This is a genomic window from Ruania alkalisoli, from assembly GCF_014960965.1.
GTDB lineage: Bacteria > Actinomycetota > Actinomycetes > Actinomycetales > Beutenbergiaceae > Ruania > Ruania alkalisoli.
The window spans coordinates 1,302,754-1,321,364 of sequence record NZ_CP063169.1 but is presented as its reverse complement, the minus strand read 5'-3'; the positions used below and the strand labels follow the sequence as shown (position 1 = coordinate 1,321,364).

The 18,611-nt window shown below is 68.9% G+C and carries 19 protein-coding genes; 1 reads left to right on the top strand and 18 read right to left on the bottom strand.

Annotated elements, in window-relative coordinates; genetic code table 11:
* Nucleotides 1-39 precede the first annotated feature (39 nt).
* Nucleotides 40-939, top strand: coding sequence for an aldehyde dehydrogenase family protein (locus IM660_RS05590; protein WP_193498401.1), 900 nt, complete (start codon nt 40-42; stop codon nt 937-939).
* An 18-nt stretch (nt 940-957) separates the two neighbouring features.
* Here the strand turns inward: IM660_RS05590 and IM660_RS05585 are convergent, their stop codons facing one another.
* From IM660_RS05585 to IM660_RS05500, 18 genes are all read right to left on the bottom strand, one after another.
* The gene (locus IM660_RS05585; RefSeq protein WP_193498400.1) at nt 958-1,227 is read right to left on the bottom strand and encodes a FitA-like ribbon-helix-helix domain-containing protein; all 270 of its coding nucleotides are present in this window, start codon (nt 1,225-1,227) and stop codon (nt 958-960) included.
* Nucleotides 1,228-1,283: 56 nt separating this feature from the next.
* Nucleotides 1,284-2,051 (bottom strand): amino acid ABC transporter ATP-binding protein, encoded by a 768-nt coding sequence (locus IM660_RS05580; RefSeq protein ID WP_193498399.1) that lies wholly within the window; start codon nt 2,049-2,051, stop codon nt 1,284-1,286.
* Nucleotides 2,048-2,908 carry an amino acid ABC transporter permease gene (locus IM660_RS05575; protein ID WP_193498398.1) on the bottom strand — a complete coding sequence of 287 codons (861 nt, stop codon included), beginning with the start codon at nt 2,906-2,908 and terminating at the stop codon, nt 2,048-2,050. The genes IM660_RS05580 and IM660_RS05575 overlap by 4 nt, the downstream gene beginning before the upstream one ends.
* A 10-nt stretch (nt 2,909-2,918) precedes the next feature.
* Nucleotides 2,919-3,779: an ABC transporter substrate-binding protein gene (locus tag IM660_RS05570; protein ID WP_193498397.1), complete on the bottom strand. Its 861-nt coding sequence runs from the start codon at nt 3,777-3,779 to the stop codon at nt 2,919-2,921.
* Nucleotides 3,780-3,925: 146 nt separating this feature from the next.
* On the bottom strand, nt 3,926-4,618 hold the full coding sequence (locus tag IM660_RS05565) for a winged helix-turn-helix transcriptional regulator (RefSeq protein ID WP_193498396.1): 693 nt from the start codon (nt 4,616-4,618) through the stop codon (nt 3,926-3,928).
* A gap of 192 nt (nt 4,619-4,810) precedes the next feature.
* Entirely contained in the window at nt 4,811-5,899 is a 1,089-nt protein-coding gene (locus IM660_RS05560) for an adenosine deaminase (RefSeq protein ID WP_193498395.1), read from the bottom strand.
* 41 nt (nt 5,900-5,940) lie between these two features.
* Complete coding sequence (locus IM660_RS05555; RefSeq protein ID WP_193498394.1) at nt 5,941-6,267, bottom strand: DUF202 domain-containing protein; 327 nt, start codon at nt 6,265-6,267, stop codon at nt 5,941-5,943.
* Nucleotides 6,264-6,713, bottom strand: coding sequence for a YidH family protein (locus IM660_RS05550; RefSeq protein WP_210769082.1), 450 nt, complete (start codon nt 6,711-6,713; stop codon nt 6,264-6,266). The genes IM660_RS05555 and IM660_RS05550 overlap by 4 nt, the downstream gene beginning before the upstream one ends.
* Before the next feature lie 19 nt (nt 6,714-6,732).
* Complete coding sequence (locus IM660_RS05545) at nt 6,733-8,019, bottom strand: thymidine phosphorylase (RefSeq protein WP_193498393.1); 1,287 nt, start codon at nt 8,017-8,019, stop codon at nt 6,733-6,735.
* A gap of 87 nt (nt 8,020-8,106) precedes the next feature.
* Nucleotides 8,107-8,559 (bottom strand): cytidine deaminase, encoded by a 453-nt coding sequence (locus tag IM660_RS05540; RefSeq protein WP_281389299.1) that lies wholly within the window; start codon nt 8,557-8,559, stop codon nt 8,107-8,109.
* Nucleotides 8,556-9,833, bottom strand: coding sequence for an ABC transporter permease (locus IM660_RS05535; protein ID WP_159621533.1), 1,278 nt, complete (start codon nt 9,831-9,833; stop codon nt 8,556-8,558). Before IM660_RS05535 ends, IM660_RS05540 begins: the two co-directional genes overlap by 4 nt.
* On the bottom strand, nt 9,830-11,299 hold the full coding sequence (locus tag IM660_RS05530) for an ABC transporter permease (protein WP_246465161.1): 1,470 nt from the start codon (nt 11,297-11,299) through the stop codon (nt 9,830-9,832). The genes IM660_RS05535 and IM660_RS05530 overlap by 4 nt, the downstream gene beginning before the upstream one ends.
* On the bottom strand, nt 11,296-12,864 hold the full coding sequence (locus tag IM660_RS05525; RefSeq protein WP_193498392.1) for an ABC transporter ATP-binding protein: 1,569 nt from the start codon (nt 12,862-12,864) through the stop codon (nt 11,296-11,298). The genes IM660_RS05530 and IM660_RS05525 overlap by 4 nt, the downstream gene beginning before the upstream one ends.
* A 122-nt stretch (nt 12,865-12,986) precedes the next feature.
* Complete coding sequence (locus IM660_RS05520) at nt 12,987-14,105, bottom strand: BMP family lipoprotein (RefSeq protein ID WP_193498391.1); 1,119 nt, start codon at nt 14,103-14,105, stop codon at nt 12,987-12,989.
* 113 nt (nt 14,106-14,218) lie between these two features.
* Nucleotides 14,219-15,469, bottom strand: coding sequence for an amidohydrolase (locus tag IM660_RS05515; RefSeq protein WP_193498390.1), 1,251 nt, complete (start codon nt 15,467-15,469; stop codon nt 14,219-14,221).
* 74 nt (nt 15,470-15,543) lie between these two features.
* The gene (locus IM660_RS05510) at nt 15,544-16,632 is read right to left on the bottom strand and encodes a mannose-1-phosphate guanylyltransferase (RefSeq protein WP_193498389.1); all 1,089 of its coding nucleotides are present in this window, start codon (nt 16,630-16,632) and stop codon (nt 15,544-15,546) included.
* A gap of 115 nt (nt 16,633-16,747) precedes the next feature.
* Complete coding sequence (locus IM660_RS05505; protein ID WP_193498388.1) at nt 16,748-17,827, bottom strand: YihY/virulence factor BrkB family protein; 1,080 nt, start codon at nt 17,825-17,827, stop codon at nt 16,748-16,750.
* 140 nt (nt 17,828-17,967) lie between these two features.
* Nucleotides 17,968-18,603 (bottom strand): 2'-5' RNA ligase family protein, encoded by a 636-nt coding sequence (locus tag IM660_RS05500; RefSeq protein ID WP_193498387.1) that lies wholly within the window; start codon nt 18,601-18,603, stop codon nt 17,968-17,970.
* Between the last annotated feature and the right edge of the window lie 8 nt (nt 18,604-18,611).

Sequence of the window (18,611 nt, the reverse complement as noted above, 5' to 3'; positions counted from 1 at the left end):
GAGCGAGGCACCGCAGCGCTCAGACCAGAGGGAGTCGCGATGAGCACCACAACGGCGGCACGGGTGGACGTACGCAAGACCTACAAGCTGTTCATCGGCGGGAAGTTCCCCCGCTCGGAGTCCGGCCGCACCTACGAGGTGACCGACGCGAAGGGCACATTCGCAGCGAACGCGGCGCAGGCCTCCCGCAAGGATGCCCGGGACGCGGTGCGCGCCGCCCGGGCGGCACAGCCCGGCTGGGCCGGCGCGACGGCGTACAACCGCGGGCAAGTGCTGTACCGGGTGGCTGAACTGTTGGAGGGACGCCGGGCCCAGTTCGTGGCCGATGTGGCCGCCGGTGAGGGGCTCTCGGCGCGGCGGGCCGAGGATGCCGTCTCCGCCGCCATCGACCGGTGGGTCTGGTACGCGGGCTGGACCGACAAGGTGGCACAGGTAGCAGGGAATGCGAACCCGGTGGCCGGCCCATACTTCAACCTCTCGGTGCCCGAACCCACCGGTGTGGTGGCAGCCATCGCCCCACAGAAGTCGTCGCTGCTCGGACTGGTCTCCGTGCTCGCACCGATCCTGGTGACCGGCAACACCGTGGTGCTCGTGGCCTCCGAGGACCGCCCGCTGCCGGCGATCACGCTCAGCGAGGTGCTCGCCACCTCCGACGTGCCCGGCGGTGTGGTCAACGTGCTCACCGGCAGGACGGCGGAGCTCGCCTCTCCCCTGGCCCGACACCTGGACGTGAACGCCCTCGAGCTGGCAGGCGCCGTCGGGGCCGCCGGGGCCGCCGACCTGACCTGGGGCGAGTTGGAGGCGGACGCCGCCGAGAACCTCAAGCGGGTGCGACGGCCGGCCGGTGAGAGTGAGCCGAACTGGAAGGACGAGCAGTCGCTGGAGTCGATCCTCGCGTTCACCGAGACGAAGACGGTGTGGCACCCGAAGGGGATGTGAGAAGCCTCTTGCGGTGCCTCAGGTGATCAGTCGGATCTCTACGTCGGCGACCAGTGCCCGCTCGCGCACCGCGCCCAGTGCTGACATGACGTCGTTCTCGCGCGTCGGACCACCCCGTTGCCGTGCGACCCACTCCGCAACTGTTGGTCTGGAGAGGTCTCGCTCCAGCACCTTGCTCACATAGTCCGACATCGTCATCCCTTCGCTTCGAGCACGCTGGCGGAGAGCCGCGTGCAGCTCGTCCGGGAGGTCGTGGATGACTCCGCACCCGCGGGTACCGCTGCTCACGATCAACCTGTCCCTGAGGGTCCGCGACAGCCTCACGCCCGCCGCGTGAGATCAGCTCACGCGTGCAGCCGCGCCAGGAACTCCCGCGTCCTGGTCCGCTGCGGGTCTCCCAGCACCTGCGCCGGAGTGCCCGATTCGTGCACGCGCCCCTCATGCAAGAAACACACCTGGTCGGCGACGTCCCGGGCGAACGCCATCTCATGCGTGGCAATGAGCATCGTCATCCCCTCGCGGCGTAGCTCAGCGAGCAGCTCCAGCACCTCCCCCACGAGCTCGGGGTCGAGCGCCGACGTCACCTCGTCCAGGAGCAGCAGCTCCGGATCGTTGACCAGGGCCCGGGCGATCGCCGCGCGCTGCTGCTGACCGCCGGAAAGCTGGTCCGGGTAGGCGCGGATCTTGTCCGCCAGGCCCACGCGGGTCAGCATCTCCACCGCGGCCGCCTCAGCCTCCCGCTTATCCCGCCCGTGCACGAGGCGCGGCGCGAGGGTGACGTTGTCCAGCACGCTCATGTGGCCGAACAGGTTGTAGGCCTGGAACACCATCCCCATCCGCGCCCGGGCCGCATCGGCGTCCACCCACGGGTCGGCCAGGTCCACACCGCGCAGCTCGATCGAACCATCGTCGACCTCCTCCAGCAGGTCGATCGCCCGCAACAGGGTCGACTTGCCCGAGCCGGAGGCACCGATGAGCACCACGCAACCGTGCTCGGCGACCTCCAGGTCGAGATCGTCGAGCACCACGTGATCACCGAAGGACTTGCGCAGCCCGCTCACCCGCAGCAAAGGTGAGCCGGACGAGGAAGGAGGGGGCGCCGTCGTGCTCATCGGATGCCCACCGCAGCACCACGCGCGCCCCGCCAGCCCCGGCGAGCGTTGTACGCATCCACCGCCCGCGTCAGCGGTACCGACACCAGCAGGAACAGGAAGCCGGCGGCCACATACGGGGTGAAGTTGTAGCTCCCGGTCACCGCGATCTCGGCCACCCGGATCGCGTCCACGGCGCCCAGCACCGAGATCAACCCCGAGTCCTTCTGCAGCGCCACCACCATGTTCAGCAGCGCCGGCACCACGTTGCGAACGGCCTGCGGTACCACCACGCGCCGGGTGGTCTGCCCGCGTGTCAGGCCCAACGCCCGGGCAGCCGCCACCTGCGAGGGGTGCACCGACTCGATCCCGGCGCGGAAGATCTCCGACAGGTACGCCGAGTAGGTGAGCACCAGAGCGAGCGAGCCGAGGAACGCCGCCTGGTTCGGCAGCCACGGCAGCCGCAGCGCCGGCAGTCCGAAGCCCACCAGCAGCAGCACCAGCAGCACCGGCACACCACGGAAAATGTCCACGTACCCCACGACCAGGGCGCGGAGGGGGAACAGCGCAGCGGACGTCGTCGTGCGGGCAATCGCCAGCAGCAATCCGAGCACCAGCGAGACTGCCCCGGCGATCAGCCAGACTCGCAGATTCAGCCACAGCCCCTCGGCGATCCCGGGCAGTACGTCGGTGAACTCGGCCGGGTCGAAGAAGGTCTCCCGTGCGCGCTCCCAGCCGGGCGAGGTCACCAGCACCCACCACGCCAGGGCCGCCACCACCACGGTGCTGAGCAGTGCCACGCCGAACGAACGCCGACGGCGCCCCGCCCGGTAGGCGGCACGCTGCAGCGCTCTCTCAGACGGCTGCCAGGTGGTCATGCGGGTCGGATCAGCCGAGCTCGGGGATCCCCTCGGTCCCCAGCCACTCGCTGCTCAGTTCAGCGATCGTCCCGTCCTCCTCGAGTGCCTCCACAGCGGCCGAGACACACGAGGTCAGCTCGGAATCCCGGTCGAGCACGAACCCGAGCTGAGACGGGTCCCCCTCCTCGGGCAGCGTGCCGATCACGTCCGAGTCCGGGAAGTACACGGTAGAGGCCGCCATCGCCTGGTTGACGTCCATCACCATAGCGTCGATCTGCCCGTTGGTCATCGCCTGCATCGCCTGGCCGGCATCGTCATAGGGCACGAGCTCGACGGCGTCGCCCCACGCGGCCTCAGAGATCGGCATCGAGGTCTGACCGGCTGTGACGCCCACCCGGGCGCCCTCGAAGTCGGCGAGCGCTGCGGCGTCCGCATAGTCACCCAACTCGTCCACGACCACACCCTGGGCGGTGGTCAGGTACGGGGACGAGAAGTCCACCACCTCGGCCCGCTCCTCAGTGATGGTGGTCTGGTAGGCCGCGAAGTCGAACGGCTTGATGCTCGGGGCGACGATCTGCTCGAAGGTCACCTCTTCCCAGACCACGTCATCGACGCTGTAGCCCAGTTCCTCGGCCACCGCGTACACCAGCGCCGACTCGAATCCCTCACCGGTGGCCGGGTCCTCGCCCACGTACCAGGGCTCGTAGGGAACCGACGTTCCGACGGTGAGCGTGCCATCCGTGATGGTCGGCAGGGCGCCGGTCTCGCACTGGGACGAGGCTTCGGTGGCACCGGGGCTCTGGTCGCCGTCGGTGCTGCCGCTGGGGTCCGTGCACGCCGCCAGGGTGAGGGCGAGTGCAGCGGCGGGGATGAGAGCGCGTACGCGCACGGTGATCTCCTCGGGGTGATAGCTGGATCGCAGCGGTATCGATGAGCTGAGCTCCGATGAGCGTATGTCATCGACAGCCGCCACCTGCACGGCGCGGTGAGGTGTCTCACGCGCGCGCGATCGCCGCGGGAGACCGGCGCATAGGGCTACGCCTGCAGGCTCGGGCCCGCAAGCGAGGTCGCGTCGATCAGCCGGTGCACCGCATCGACACTTCCCTCGACGTGGAGACCGGGGGCATCCTCGAGCGCGACCCCGCCGATCACGCATGACTTCCACTCCCGCGTCGTGGCCGCGACCGTGGCGTCCACCTGCTGCGGGGAGAACGTCTTGACCACCTCCGCACCGCGCTCGGTGACCCGCGCCAGATACTCCACCGGCTCGGCGTCAGCGCGCCGGGAGTCACTCAGGTTCAGGCTCACACGCCACTCGTGCGTGAGTCCGGGAAGTGGCCGTGCATGGGCTCGCATCGCCAGGACGAGGGTGTCGGCGCTCATATCCGCATCGCGGGGAAGATCTGGGGAGGCGACCGCCCACGCTGAGAGCGCCGTATTGACCGCTTCCAGCTGATAGCCCCACGCGGTGAGCTCGTAGGCATCGGCCCGCCCCGGTCCAGGCAGCCGGTGGCGTTCGGCGATGCCCCGGGCAGTCAGGTCCTGCAAGCGCTGGGTGAGGACGGCCGGTCCGATTCCGATGATGTCCCGCTCCAAGTCGGAGAAGCGCTTGGGGCCCAGCAGCAGTTCCCGGACCACGATCAGCGTCCATCGGTCCCCGACGAGATCGAGCGCGTGGGCAGACGCACAGCCGTCGTTGTACGAACCGTACGAGCGTCGAGACACCATGACTGCATTTTACTATGACTACAGTAGTCCAAACTACAATATTCATAGTTGACTGCGGCCCCGAGCACCGAGGTGCTGCTCCCCGTGGCGGAGCCTTCCGCCCGGCGAGACTATCGCGGTGAGCAGCCGCACCCACGTACGGAGGGTCTCGGACTCGCGCGAGATGGAGCCTGCGTCCTCCCGTGGGGCATGTCAGCCGCGTGCCGCCTCGAACCCAGGAATGATCTGGTCGATCACGATCGCCTGCTTCACGTGATACGGCGCGAATGCGTTCCACGCGGCCTGTAGCGTCGCCTCCTCCAGATCGTCCAGGTCCCAGCCGGCCTCGCCGGCCAGCACCTGCATCTCGTGGGTCATCGACGTGCCGGACATGAGCCGGTTATCGGTGTTGATCGTGACGGCGAAACCCAGGTCCCGCAGCGTGCTCACCGGGTGCTTCGCGATCGTCGGCGCAATGCCCGTCTGCAGATTCGAGCAGGGGCACACCTCCAACGGGATCTGGCGGTCCAGCACCCAGGCGGCCACCTGACCGAAGGTGGCGTCCAGCCCGTCCTCCACGGTCTCGATCTCGATGTCCTCGATGATGCGCACCCCGTGCCCCAACCGCAGCGCACCACATACCTGCAGCGCCTCCCAGACGCTCTCCACACCGGCAGCCTCCCCGGCGTGCGCGGTGTAGGGCATGTTCGCCTCGCGCAGCATCCGGAACGCGCTGAGCTGGCGTGAGGGCGGGAAGCCGTCCTCCGGCCCGGCGATGTCGAACCCGACAGTCCCAGCATCACGATTGGCGATCGTGAGCTCGGCGATCTCGTCGGCGTTGTCGGCCTGCCGCATCGCCGAGAGTAAGGTCCCCACCTCGATACGCATGCCTTCCTCGGCGGCCTGGGCTACGCCGTCGGCAATCCCCGCGTGCACCGCATCGACCACCTGCTGCAGACTCAGGCCCCGGCGCTGGTGCTGCTCAGGCGCGTACCGCTGCTCGGCGTAGACCACGCCGTCGGCGGCCAGGTCGAGCACCGCCTCCTTGGCCACCCGGTGCAGCGCCTCCTCGGTCTGCATCACGGCCACGGTGTGCTCGAAGGTCTCGAGGTAGCGCACCAACGTGCCGGAGTCGGCGGCGTCAACGAACCAGCGACCGAGTTCGTCAGGGTCGGTGGCGGGCAACTCGTGCTCGACCTGCGCGGCGAGCTCGATCATCGTCTCGGGGCGCAGCCCGCCATCGAGATGGTCGTGCAGCAGCACCTTCGGCAGGGTCGCGATCACATCCGGGGAGAGCGTCATGAGGCCGAGCCTATCCGCGAGTCACCACCAGGCGCGTCCCCTCAGCCCACCAGGTTCGCCATGGCGAGCATCAGCCCCATTCCCGCCAGCACCACCACGGCACCGCACGTCAGCCGCAGCACATCCCACCGGGCGGGGGCGTACGGTCCCCATCGCCGCAGGCTGCGCAGCACGGTGGCCAGCAGGGCGAACGCGGTCAGCGCCGCGATCGCCGCGATGATCGAGTGCTCCTGACGCTGCGCGGTGAGCGAAACCACCAAGGTACCGAGCGTCACCGAGAGCACGGTCCGGTGCCAGGAGAGCATCGTGCGCTGCGGTTGCGCTCCGGAGTCTCCCTCCAGCCCGGCTGTGGTCACGGGAGTTCTCACGCCACCACCTGGTAGACCGCATACCCGGCCATCGCCAGGGCGAACAGGGCAACCGCCGCCACCAGCACCGGCAGGATCCGTGGCGCAGGCAACGGCTCCCCGAGACGCAGCGCCCGCTCGCGCCGTCGCCAGCCCGAGATCGCTGCCAGTGCGAGCACTCCACCGGCCAGGCAGGCCATCCCGGCGATGATGTCGAGCACCTCGTTGCCCTCACCGAAAGAGGCGAGAGTGGTGAGTGCGACACCACCAGCCACAAGTGTCAGACCGGTGCGCAGCCACGCCAGCGCGGTGCGCTCGTTCGCGAGAGAGAACCGCACATCAGGTTCTGTACCGACCCCGTACACCGAACGCGGACGACGGGTCTGCTGCTCCTCGGCATCGTCCCCCTCGGCGGAACGGGCCTCGTCCGGGTCGTCGTGCTCGTCGTCGTACTCGGCCGGCTCCACTCCTGCTGCCTCCCTCTCGTCAGCTTCCTATCCGATCGAGCACGATACCGGCTCGGGCCGGGCGCGATCCTTCGGGTGCCAGTTGCACGGCATCGTCGAGCACCGCCATCGCGCGGGTGAAGCGCTCCGGGGTGTCGGTGTGCAGGGTCATCAGCGGCTCCCCGGCCCTGACCAGGGCGCCGGGCTTGGCGTGCAGTTCCACTCCGGCCGCCGCCTGCACCGGATCTTCCTTGCGCGCCCGGCCGGCGCCAAGTCGCCAGGCTGCCACCCCGACGGCGTAGGCGTCCATCTCCATCACCACCCCGTCCGCGGGCGCGAGCAGGTATTCGGTGTGCCGGGCGGTGGGCAACGGTGCGTCCGGGTCGCCACCCTGCGCGATGATCATGGCCCGCCAGGAATCCATCGCCCTGCCGTCGGCGAGCGCCGCCGCCGGGTCGGCGTCGGGCCGACCTGCTGCATCCAGCATCTCCCGTGCCAGCGCGAGGGTCAGCTCGACGACATCCGGCGGGCCTCCCCCGGCGAGCACCTCCACGGACTCGCGCACCTCGAGCGCATTGCCGGCAGTCAGCCCCAGCGGGGTGGACATGTCGGTCAGCAATGCGCTGGTGCGCACGCCGGCGTCGGTGCCAAGGTCCACCATCGTTCGGGCGAGCTCACGGGCATCCTGGAGGTCCTTCATGAAGGCGCCGGACCCGACCTTGACGTCAAGCACCAGGGCACCGGTGCCCTCGGCGATCTTCTTGCTCATGATCGAGGACGCGATCAGCGGGATGGATTCCACGGTGCCGGTCACGTCCCGCAACGCGTAGAGCTTGCGGTCAGCCGGGGCCAACCCCGAGCCTGCCTGACAGATCACGGCCCCGACGTCGTCGAGCTGGGCGAGCATCTCGGTATTGCTCAGCGCCGCCCTCCAGCCGGGAATCGACTCCAGCTTGTCCAGCGTGCCGCCGGTGTGCCCCAACCCGCGGCCGGAGAGCTGCGGCACGGCCACGTCGAACACGGCCACTAGCGGCGCCAGCGGCAGCGTGATCTTGTCGCCCACGCCGCCAGTGGAGTGCTTGTCCACAGTCGGGCGGGTCAGGGCCGAGAAGTCCATCCGCTCCCCTGAGGCGATCATCGCGCCGGTCCACCGTGCCACCTCGGCGCGAGTCATCCCGCGCAGCAGGATCGCCATCGCGAGCGCCGACATCTGCTCCTCGGCTACATCGCCGCGGGTGTAGGCGTCGATCACCCAGTCGATCTGGTCGGGCGAAAGTTGCCCGCCGTCGCGCTTGGTCCGGATCACGTCGACTGCGTCGTGGCTCATAGCCTCACCTTACGACCGCCGGCCCCGAAGTCCCTCGTCGATCTGGCTGCCCGTCAGTGACCAAATCGACGACGGATTTCGATGCGCTCAGGTCTCGCGCCGGCCCCGGCCCAAGTCCTCGGGCCCGAAGGCGTCCGGGAGCACCTCGTTCATCGTGCGGATCCCGGACACCGAATCGACGAGCAATTCCGGGCCGCCGTGCTCCCACAGCAGCTGCCGGCACCGGCCGCACGGCATGATCTGCTCCCCACGCGAGTTGGTGCACGTGAAGGCCACCAGTCGCCCACCGCCACCGGTGATCAGTGCCGACACCAGTGAGCACTCGGCGCACAGGGTCACCCCGTACGCGGCGTTCTCCACGTTGCAGCCCACGACGACGTCCCCCGCGTCCGTGAGCGCCGCCGCCCCGACCGGATAGCGCGAGTAGGGCACGTAGGCACGCCGCATCACTTGCCGTGCCGCCTCCCGCAACGAGTCCCAGTCGACGGCGTCCCTCCCCATGCCGGGTGAGGTCACCTCGCCGGGAGGCTCCGCCGTCATGAGGGGTAGGCCTTCCCGGCGCCCGCCGGCGGGCGCACCCGCCCGACGAGGCCGGCCACCGCGAAGATCGTGGCGAGGTAGGGCAGCATGGCGAGGATCTCGTACGGCACCGGGGAGCCGATGTTGTTCAGCACCCGGTTGAGGGAGTCGGCGAAACCGAACAGCAGGGCCGCGGCGAGCGCGCCGGTGGGGCTCCAGCGGCCCAGGATCATCGCGGCCAGCGCGATGTAGCCGCGCCCCTCGGTGACCTCCTTGGTGAACGCGAGCCCGGCCGCCACCATCGACGCACCGCCGAAACCAGCCACCGCCGACCCGAACACGACGTTGCGATAGCGGGTGCGGTTGACGTCGATACCGACGGTGTCGGCTGCCTTCGGGTGCTCACCCACGGCCCGCACACGCAGTCCCCAGCGGCTGCGGAACAGGCCGATGTGCAGGGCCACCACGGCCGCGTACATGGCGTAGACGATGATGTTCTGGTTGAAGAGAGCCTCACCGACCACTGGAATGTCCGCCAGCAACGGGATACGCAATGCAGGCAGCTGCGGAGGGTTGTTCAGACGCAGCGGATCGTCGGAGAGCACCGTGGAGAACAGGTAGCTGGTCAGGCCCAGCACCAGCACGTTGACCACCACGCCGACGATGATCTGATCCACCCGGTACTTGATGGAGAAGACGGCGAGGATCAGTCCCACGAGGGCACCGCCGACCGGAGCAGCGATCAGCCCGACGTAGGCGTTGCCGGCGACAGTCGCCAGGACGGCCGTGAGGAAGGCGCCGGCCAGCAGCTGCCCCTCGATCGCGATGTTGATGACGCCGGAACGCTCGCACAGGAGCCCGGCGAATGCGCCGAAGATCAGCGGCAGCGCCGCGGTCATGGCCGTGCTGAGCAGGAACGGCAAGGGGAGACCGGAGGCATTCCCAGCCACCGCCCAGATCAGGAACGCGAACACCAGGCAGATCCCGAACACCACCGGCACCGCCATCGAGCGACGGCGGTTCTGCGCGGTCCAGAAGCTCAGCCCAGCCAGGGCGAACGCCACCAGAACCAGCGCCAGAGCCGCCGCGCGGGAGCCGATCACCAGGTCCGGCAGCTGCCACGCGGCGCTGGCACCGGTGAGTTCGATCGTCGACTCGAGCCCCGCCGGTGTGAAGAGCGCGAACCCGAACAACGCGAGCGCCGCCAGCACCGTCATGATGATGGGCGTGCGCCACGAGATCGGGGCGAGAAGGACGGGATCGCGCGTCGGGCGGGTAGGAGCGCTGACACTCATCGGGTGGCCTCCTTCGCACGGGCCGCGACTCGCGTGCGCTGCGGATCGGGCAGCCTGAACAGCGTCCGCACGAGCGGCGGAGCCGCGATGAACAACACGATCACCGCCTGGATCACGAGGATGATGTCGACCGGGGTGTCGGCCACGGTCTGCATGAGAGCGGCGCCCGCGCGCAGCGCCCCGAAGAGCATCGCGGCGGCGACGATCCCGCCGGAGCGGTTGCGCCCGAGCAACGCCACGGTGATCGCATCGAAGCCGATCGTGCCCGCACTACTGGCACGGAAGGTTCCCTCGACGCCGAGGATCTGCATCGCTCCACCGGCGCCGGCGAGCATGCCGGCCGTGACCATCACCAACACGAATACCCGGTTGACGGAGATGCCGGCGGTGCGGGCGGCGTGCATGTTCGCCCCGACTGCCCGGAACTGGAAGCCGATCGTCGAACGCTCCATGAGCCACCACACGCCGAGGGCGGCGAGCAGCGCGAGGGGGAAGCCCCAGTGCAGCGGCGACCAGCCACCGAGGAGTGAAGGCAACTCGGCAGTTTCGGCCACATGCGGTGCGATCGGGCGGTTGGCTTGCACGCGGTACACCGCAGTGGTGAGCAGGTACGCCACGAGGTAGGTGGCGATCCAGTTCAGCATGATCGTCACGATCACCTCGTTGGCGCCGGTGCGGGCCTTGAGGATGCCGGCGATCCCCGCCCACAACCCGCCGACGAGCACCGCCGCACCCAGGGCCAGCACCAGGTGCAGCAGGGAGGAGAAGGGGCCGGTGCCGGGCGGGACGAACGTGAATCCCACGAGGGAGGCGGTTGCGGCCCCCATCAGGACCTGCCCCTGAGCGCCGATGTTGAACAGCCCGGATCGGAACCCGACCCCGATACCCAGTGCCGCCAGGATCAGTGGGGTCGCCTCGACCATCGTCTTCGTCAGCGGCGAGATCGCGCGGCCCAGTTCGGCGACCCCGCCGCCCGTGAGCACCGTGTAGTCGAAGACCGAGCCCCGGAACAGAGCGACGTAGGTGCCGGCGATGCTCGACCACGCGGCCGAGAGCAGATCGGCGGGGCGGGCGAAGAAGTACCCGGCCGAGGCGCGCACATCGGCATCGGCCACCGCGATCAGGACCGAACTGATCACCAGAGCTGCGACGATCGCCAGGAGCGTCAGGAGCCAGCTGCCAGTGAGCATCTCGTGCCGGAACGTCGCCCAGCGCGCTTGGCTGCTCGTCGGCCCGTCATCCACCGGGTGCGGTCGCGGTGTGGTGTCCGGAACGACCGGGGTCCCACCAGCATCACCGGCATGACCGGAGTCCTCGGGCCCCCTGCCATCAGGCTCGGCTTCCGTGTGCGCTGCAGACTGCTGGAGCGCGTCCGCCTGTGAGGGTGGGACGGCGTCCGGCTTCGCGGCGTCCGGCTTCGCGCCCGTCCCTTCGGGCTTGTCATGCCCGTCGTTGTTCTCGCTCAACTCGGTTCCTCGCCCTCGACCTCGTGCATCGCCGTCGGGTGCTCCACGGCCTCTTGCCGCGCCTCCTCGGGTGGCACGCCCGCCATCATCAGTCCGAGCACGTCGCGATCGGTGCCGGCCTCGACGATGCCGACGATCGACCCGCGGTACATCACGGCGATCCGGTCGGCGATGGAGAGCACTTCATCGAGCTCGGTGGACACGATCAGCACTGGGGTGCCCGCGTCGCGCTCGGCAATGATGCGCTGGTGGACGAACTCGATCGACCCCACGTCGAGGCCACGGGTGGGCTGTGAGGCGACGAACAACCGCAGCGGGCGGGACATCTCCCGGGCAAGGACGACCTTCTGCTGATTCCCGCCCGAGAGCGTGCTGACCGGGTCGTCGATCGACGTTGTCCGCACATCGAAGGCCTCCACAGCCTCGGCTGCCTTCTGCCGCGCGACACCCAGCTGCATCGCCGGACCCTTCGCATAGGGCTCCTGGGCATACTGGTCCAGCACGAAGTTCTCGATGATCGAGAAGGAGGAGATGAGTCCGTCCTTGCTGCGGTCCTCAGGCACGAATCCCACACCCGCGCGCAGCACCTGATCCACGCTCTTACCCAGCAGTTCGGTCCCGTCCAGGGTGATCGAGCCTGCGGTGGCCTTGCGCAGCCCGAGGATCACCTCAGCGAGCTCGGACTGCCCGTTGCCCTGCACACCGGCCACGGCGAGCACCTCACCGCCGCGGATCGTGAACGACACGTCCCGCACCACCGGCGAGCCCACGGCGTCCAGGACGCTGAGGCCGGCAACCTCCAGAGCCTGCTCGTTCGGCTCGGCCGGTCCCTTCTCGACTCCGAGCGAGACATCCCGGCCCACCATCAGCGACGCGAGCTCGGCCTGGGAATCGGTCGGCGAGGCCGTTCCGACGACCTTCCCCCGCCGGATCACGGTGATCTCGTCGGCCACGGCGCGCACCTCCCGCAGCTTGTGGGTGATGAACACGATGGCCGTACCGGAGTCACGCAGCTGACGCATGATCTCGATCAGTTCGTCGGTCTCCTGCGGGGTGAGCACCGCCGTCGGCTCATCCAGGATGAGCACCTTCGCATCCCGGGAGAGCGCCTTGATGATCTCCACCCGCTGCTGCACCCCGACCGGCAGATCTTCGATCTTCGCATCCGGATCCACGTCGAAACCGAACCGCGCCGAGATCTCCCGCACCAGTGTGCGTGCCTGCTCCAGGCCGATGATGCCCAGTGGTCCCGTGGGTTCGTGCCCGAGCACCACGTTCTCGGCGACGGTGAAGACGGGGATCAGCATGAAGTGCTGGTGCACCATGCCGATCCCGGCCGCCATGGCGTCTCCGGGTCCGTGGAAAGTCACCGGTACGCCGTCGATGAGGATCTGGCCCTCGTCCGGGGTGTACAGCCCGTAGAGGACGTTCATCATCGTGGACTTACCGGCGCCGTTCTCCCCGAGCAGTGCGTGGATCCGGCCCGGTTCGAAGGTGAGGTCGATCCGGTCGTTGGCCACGAGAGAGCCGAATCGCTTGGTGATCCCGCGAAGCTCGAGCGTCATCTCGTCCCTTCCTGTCTCCTGCGGCGCCGGTGCCGTCTCGCCGCACTCTAGCCCGCATGATCGCCGCAGACACGCCTGGCCCGGGTGCGCTCGCACCCGGGCCACGCGTCACTGTCCTTCGATCAGTTGGCGCTGGGCGAGGTGACCTCGAGCTCACCGGCGATGATCTGCGCCTGCAGATCCTCGATCTCGGCCTGCAGTTCCGCCGGCACTGCATCCTCGAAATCGTGGAACGGGGCCAGGCCCACGCCACCGTTCTCCAGGGTGCCCACGTACGGCTCGGCCGAGAACTCGCCGCCGACCGAGGAGTCGATCGTGTCGTAGACCGCAGTCTGGATCTGCTTGAGCACCGAGGTGAGGATGAGCTGCTGATAGTCAGCGTTCGCCGGCTGCTCGTACCCGTCCGAGTCGACCCAGATCACCGAGACACCCTCGTGCTCAGCGGCGGCACGCAGCGATCCAGATCCCACGGGGCCGGCGACCGGGAGGATGATGTCGGCGCCGTCGGCGATGAACTGCTGGGTGGTGTTGTAGCCGTTCTCGGTGTTCGTGAAGTCACCGGTCATCGACCCGTTCTGGGCCTCCTTGTCCCAGCCCAGCGCCTGGACGTCGGTGCCGTTCGCCTCGTTGTAGGCGGCGACGCCGTCGACGAAGCCGTCCATGAAAATCGTCACCGAGGGGAACGGCTGGCCGCCGTAGGTGGCCACGGTGCCGGTCTCGGTCATCCCCGCAGCGAGGTAGCCGGCGAGGAACGCGGCCTCCTGGGTGTTGAACAGCAGTGGCTTGGCGTTGTCCAGCTCGACAGGGTTGAACTCGGCGTCGGAGAACGCGGAGTCGACAAGGGCGAAGTTGAGGTCCGGGTTCGCCTCGGCAACTTCCTGGATGGTGTCTTCGAGGGCGAAGCCCACGCCGACCGTCAGGGAGCATCCGGCCTGCACCATCGCGTCGGCGTTGGCGGCGTACTGGCCCGGGTCGGTGGACTCAGCATCGCGGACCTCGATCCCGAGATCGGCTTCAGCCTGGGTGAGGCCGTTGAATGCCGACTCATTGAACGAGGCGTCGTCCCAGCCGCCCTCGTCGGAGATCAGGCATGCGGTGAAGTCGGTGCTCTCACCACCGGTCTCCTCCCCCGCGGTGGTCTCTTCTCCGGTGGCCTCGGGCTCCTCCTCGGGTGCGGCGCCGCAGGCGGCGAGGGTCAGGGCTGCTGCAGCCACCAGTGCTGCGGGAAGGGTCTTCTTCACGTCGCTACTCCTTGTGAGAGACGGCTCGGCATCGGTCCGTCCGAGCGGCTGCCTGCGACGATAGCCCCGTACGCCGACATCTGTGTTACATGCTGAGACACAGGGGGCAGTTGTTATCGAACTGGTACTTCGCTGGTCACTCCGTGCTCCTCGTGCAATCGACGGCCGGCATCCAAGGCCACCTGCGCCAGGAACCTCGCCCCGACGCCGATCGCTCGTTCGTCCACGATGAGCTCAGGCTGGTGCAGGTCGTAGCTGCGTCCACCAGGGGCGCGGGTACCGAGGCGTGCCATCGCCCCCCGGGTCTGGGTGAGGTACCAGCCGAAGTCCTCCCCGCCGAGCGACTGCTCCGTGAGCTGCACCGCGTCGTCGCCGAGGATTGCCTCCGCCGCGTCCTCCATCAGCCGCACACTCTCGCCGTCGTTGTCCACCGGTGGTACTCCGCGCACGATCTGCACGTCCACCTCCACCCCGGTTGGGGCGACGATCTGCTCGACCACCTCCCGCAGCAGGTGCTCGGCCTGATCCCATGCGCGCACGTCGAGGCAACGCAATGTCCCCGAGATGGTGCCGGTGGTCGGGATCGCGTTCGATGCCGTACCTGCCTTGATCGCCCCCCAGGTGAGATTGACCCCGGCCCGCGGATCCAGGCGCCGGCCCAGCACTGCCGGGGTGGTGGTGGCCACCAGCCCGAGGGCGTAGACGACGTCAGAGGTCAGGTGCGGGCGCGAGGTGTGCCCCCCGGAGGAGGTGAGAGTGACCGACACAGTGTCGGAGGCGGACGTGATCGGACCGATCCGCGTGCCCACATGCCCCACGTCCAGCTTCGGGTCACAGTGGATGGCGAAGATCCGGTCGACGCCTTCGAGCGCGCCCGCTTTGAGCAGATCCAGTGCACCACCCGGCTGCAGTTCCTCAGCCGGCTGGAACAGCAACCGCACACCGGAGGGGAGCCCCTGCTCCTCGGCGAGACGTGCGAGCGCCAGGCCGGCGCCGAGCACCACGGTGGTGTGCACATCGTGCCCGCACGCGTGGCTTACGCCCCGCACCGTCGACGCAAACTCCAGGCCTGTCGCCTCCTGCACCGGGAGGGCGTCCAGATCAGCCCGCAACGCCACCCGGCGATGGCGGCGGGATGCTGGTCCCGCGCTGGTCCCAGGCGGGTCGATGTCGACGGCGAGACCCGTCGGGGTGAACCGGTGCACCTGCAGTCCCGCCAGCTCGAACAGTTCGGCGAGCCGGTCGCTGGTGCGCTTCTCGGTGCGGGCGAGCTCAGGGTGGGCGTGCACGTCTCGGCGGAACGCGATCAGCTCGTGGGCGAGGTCGTCGAGGATTGCAGTGAGCCGGCGGGTGTTGGTGTGCACCCGCCTGAGGGTACCTGCGAGGTGACCACCGCGCCGGGCGCCGGGCCCGCAGCGGTGACCTGCGCCGTCGGCGATCAGATGAGGCTTCCCCCCTCGGAGGCGAGCCGGTCGACCACGTCCTTGACCCGCTGTGCCTGGTCACGGGTCGTCACCAACAGGGCGTCCGGGGTGTCCACCACGACGGCGTCCGGCACCCCGAGGAGCACCACGCGCCGTCCGGAGGTGGGAGCCACGACCGATCCTGGGGAATCGAGGGAGAGCACGTCCTGCGGGTCACCGAGCGTGCGCACACCATCGGTACCGGTGGTCAGCAGCCGTCCGAGGGAGCGCCAGTCGCCGACGTCATCCCAGTCGAACTCGCCCGGCACCACGGCCACTCCCCCGGCCGCGGCCACAGGTTCGGCGATCGCATGGTCGATGGCGATCTTCGTCAGAGTGGGCCAGAGCCGGGTGAGGACGGCGTCGCGGTCCGTGGTGTCCCATGCGGCCGCGATCTCCTCCAGCCCGGCTGCGAGGGTTGGTTGGAGCCGGGCGAGATGGTCGAGCAGCACTCGCGCCCGCACCACGAACATCCCCGCGTTCCACCGGTAGGCACCGGTGGCGAGATACTCGGCGGCGGTTTCCGCGTCGGGCTTCTCAGTGAAGCCGAGCACCTGGTGGGCACCGGTGGCAATCGGATCGCCGACATGGATGTAGCCGAACGCCGTGGACGGCTCCGTGGCCCCGATCCCGATGGTGACGACGTAGTCCTCGGCAGCCGTGGCCACGGCAGTGCGTACGGCGGCGGCAAAGGCGGCGTGATCGGTGATGACGTGGTCGGCGGCGAAGGATCCGAGGATGACGTCCTGGCCTGGGTGGCGGCGATTCAATACAGCGGCTGCCAGCCCGATCGCAGCCATGGAGTCCCGCGGGGACGGTTCGACGAGGACGTTCTCGGCGGGGAGCTCGGGCAGCTGGTCGGCGACCGCGTCGACGTGAGGCTGGCCGGTGACCACGAGCACGCTGTCGCTGAGGGGGGCGAGCCGGTCGAGGGTGCCTTGGATCAGGGTGCGGCCGGTGCCGGTGAGATCGTGGAGAAACTTCGGGTTCCCTTGCCGCGAGAGCGGCCATAGGCGGGTCCCTGCTCCCCCGGCAGGCACGATGGCATGAAAGGACTGCGTCATCGGCCGAGCCTATCCACCCGTACCGAACTGACGGTCCTCAGCCACACCGTGCCTCATGTGGCACGGCACCGGTCACGGCCGTCGATTCCGTACCCACCCGTACGCGCCCGAGCGCTCAGGCCCGCCGCGCGCCGCTGATCTTGCGCCCGACCCAGCCGATCAGGCCGCCCCAGTAAGGCTCCGGTGGTGGCGGGAACTCGGGCTGCACCCGCCCGGTGACCGGGTCGTGCTGCCACTCGAGTGTCCTGGGATCGCTGAGGGTGACGTAGTTCGGCGTCTCGTCGAAGTGGGTGATCATCTCGTCCGCCACCTCGGGGTGGGCGGGCGCGTTCGCGGTCCACGCCGCCATGAGCAGCGTGACTCGCACCACCAGGTTGATCCACAACAGCAGGGTGCCGAGCACAGCAGCGGAGGCGAAGATCGGGTTCTCGCTGAGGTTGCCCCCGACCACGGAGGTGCCGAGATAACGCAGCGCACCGGCACCGATCGCGGCGAGCAGCGCCCCGATCACGAGGTCGTGCCTCGGGGGCCTCACTCCGGCCAGGGTGCGGAAGATCCACATGAACACGGCCCAGTCCACGAGCAGCACGATCACCAGCCCGAAGATGCGCAGCAGCCACTGCCCGGCGCTGGTGCTCTCCCAGCCGGCGAGCGAGAGCAGCCACTCACCGGCCGCTCCGGCGGCGATGCCCATCGCGGAGGTGAGGATCACCGAGAGCACCAGACCCACGAACCCGAGCACATCACGCAACTTGCCCAGCACCGGGTGCTCGGGCGGAGAGACGAGACCGAACATGGTGCGAATCGAGGACCGGAGCGCGGCGGGCACGCGGAAGGCCATGTTGATCAGGACGAGGGCGGCGACGATGCCGACGATCCCGGTGCCGGTATTGAACTCCAACTGGCTGGGGCTGATCATTCCTTCGTCGAATTCCTCGGTCCGAATCAGTCCGGGTAGCGACTCGGCCGCGGCGTCGATCACCTGCTGACGCAGCTCCTCGTTCCCGCCCAGCACTTTCATGAACGCGGTGTAGGCGATCGTGAGGGCACCGAACACCGAGAACAGCCCGGCGAACGCGATCCCGCCCGCGAGGAGGTTGCCGTTGGCTGCCCCATATCTCGAGAGCGCCCGCATCACGCGGGTCTTCTTCAGCCAGTCGATGAAGCCTGCCAGTCCGGTGTTCGTGCCTGCCATGGGTCCAGCATGTCGAAACCGGGCCGACGATGCATCTACCTGTCAGGGAAGGAACTGACAGGTGGATCGCCATCGGGCGCTCTGCGCGGCCCGCGTGGCAGGTTCCCGCCGGTGTCGTCCTGAATGTGTCCCGAACGCCGTCAGGAGGTCAGGGCGTAGGTGCACACGTCGCGCCAGACACCGTCTTCGCCATGCTCGTAGAGACAGAAGTGCGCCACGGGAAAGACCGCGTCGAACTCGGCCATGGTGTCGGCTGCCTCGTCCAGGGCGGACTCATCCACGGCATGGGCCAGGGTGACGTGCGGGTGGAACGGGAAGCGGAGCCGCTGTGCCAGCGGCCCGTCGTTGACCGCTTCTTGCAGCGCGGTGCAGGCATCGGTTCCGGTGCTGAGCTGGACGAACACGACCGGCGAGACCGGCCGGAAGGTATCGGTGCCGTTGAGTTCGACCACGAAGGGCCGCTGATCGGTGGCGATCCGCGCGAGGTGGGCCTGCACGTCGGCGATCGCGTCCTCCGGGATGTCGGTGGGAGGCAGCAGCGTGATGTGCGGGGGGATCGAACGAGCGAGCGGGTCGTCGGCACGCAACCTCGCCCTGGTGAGGCTGGCGGCATACGGCTCCGGCACAGGGATGGCGACGCCGATGCGCACATGGCCGGGTGGGACGGGGACCCCGACCGGCGGTGGAGGCACGGTTGGGTCGGGAGCGCTCGTCGCTGCCGTCTCGGACGCAACGGGGTCGCTCGCGCGTACCGTCGTCGACTGGCCGTGCGTCATCGCACGCT

Bases quoted from the DNA above. Each gene is read 5' to 3' on its own strand.
- IM660_RS05590 (WP_193498401.1), top strand. From the start codon at position 40: ATGAGCACCACAACGGCGGCACGGGTGGACGTACGCAAGACCTACAAG.
- IM660_RS05580 (WP_193498399.1), bottom strand. From the start codon at position 2,051: ATGAGCACGACGGCGCCCCCTCCTTCCTCGTCCGGCTCACCTTTGCTG.
- IM660_RS05575 (WP_193498398.1), bottom strand. From the start codon at position 2,908: ATGACCACCTGGCAGCCGTCTGAGAGAGCGCTGCAGCGTGCCGCCTAC.
- IM660_RS05565 (WP_193498396.1), bottom strand. From the start codon at position 4,618: ATGGTGTCTCGACGCTCGTACGGTTCGTACAACGACGGCTGTGCGTCT.
- IM660_RS05560 (WP_193498395.1), bottom strand. From the start codon at position 5,899: ATGACGCTCTCCCCGGATGTGATCGCGACCCTGCCGAAGGTGCTGCTG.
- IM660_RS05545 (WP_193498393.1), bottom strand. From the start codon at position 8,019: ATGAGCCACGACGCAGTCGACGTGATCCGGACCAAGCGCGACGGCGGG.
- IM660_RS05540 (WP_281389299.1), bottom strand. From the start codon at position 8,559: ATGACGGCGGAGCCTCCCGGCGAGGTGACCTCACCCGGCATGGGGAGG.
- IM660_RS05535 (WP_159621533.1), bottom strand. From the start codon at position 9,833: ATGAGTGTCAGCGCTCCTACCCGCCCGACGCGCGATCCCGTCCTTCTC.
- IM660_RS05525 (WP_193498392.1), bottom strand. From the start codon at position 12,864: ATGACGCTCGAGCTTCGCGGGATCACCAAGCGATTCGGCTCTCTCGTG.
- IM660_RS05510 (WP_193498389.1), bottom strand. From the start codon at position 16,632: ATGACGCAGTCCTTTCATGCCATCGTGCCTGCCGGGGGAGCAGGGACC.
- IM660_RS05505 (WP_193498388.1), bottom strand. From the start codon at position 17,827: ATGGCAGGCACGAACACCGGACTGGCAGGCTTCATCGACTGGCTGAAG.
- IM660_RS05500 (WP_193498387.1), bottom strand. From the start codon at position 18,603: ATGACGCACGGCCAGTCGACGACGGTACGCGCGAGCGACCCCGTTGCG.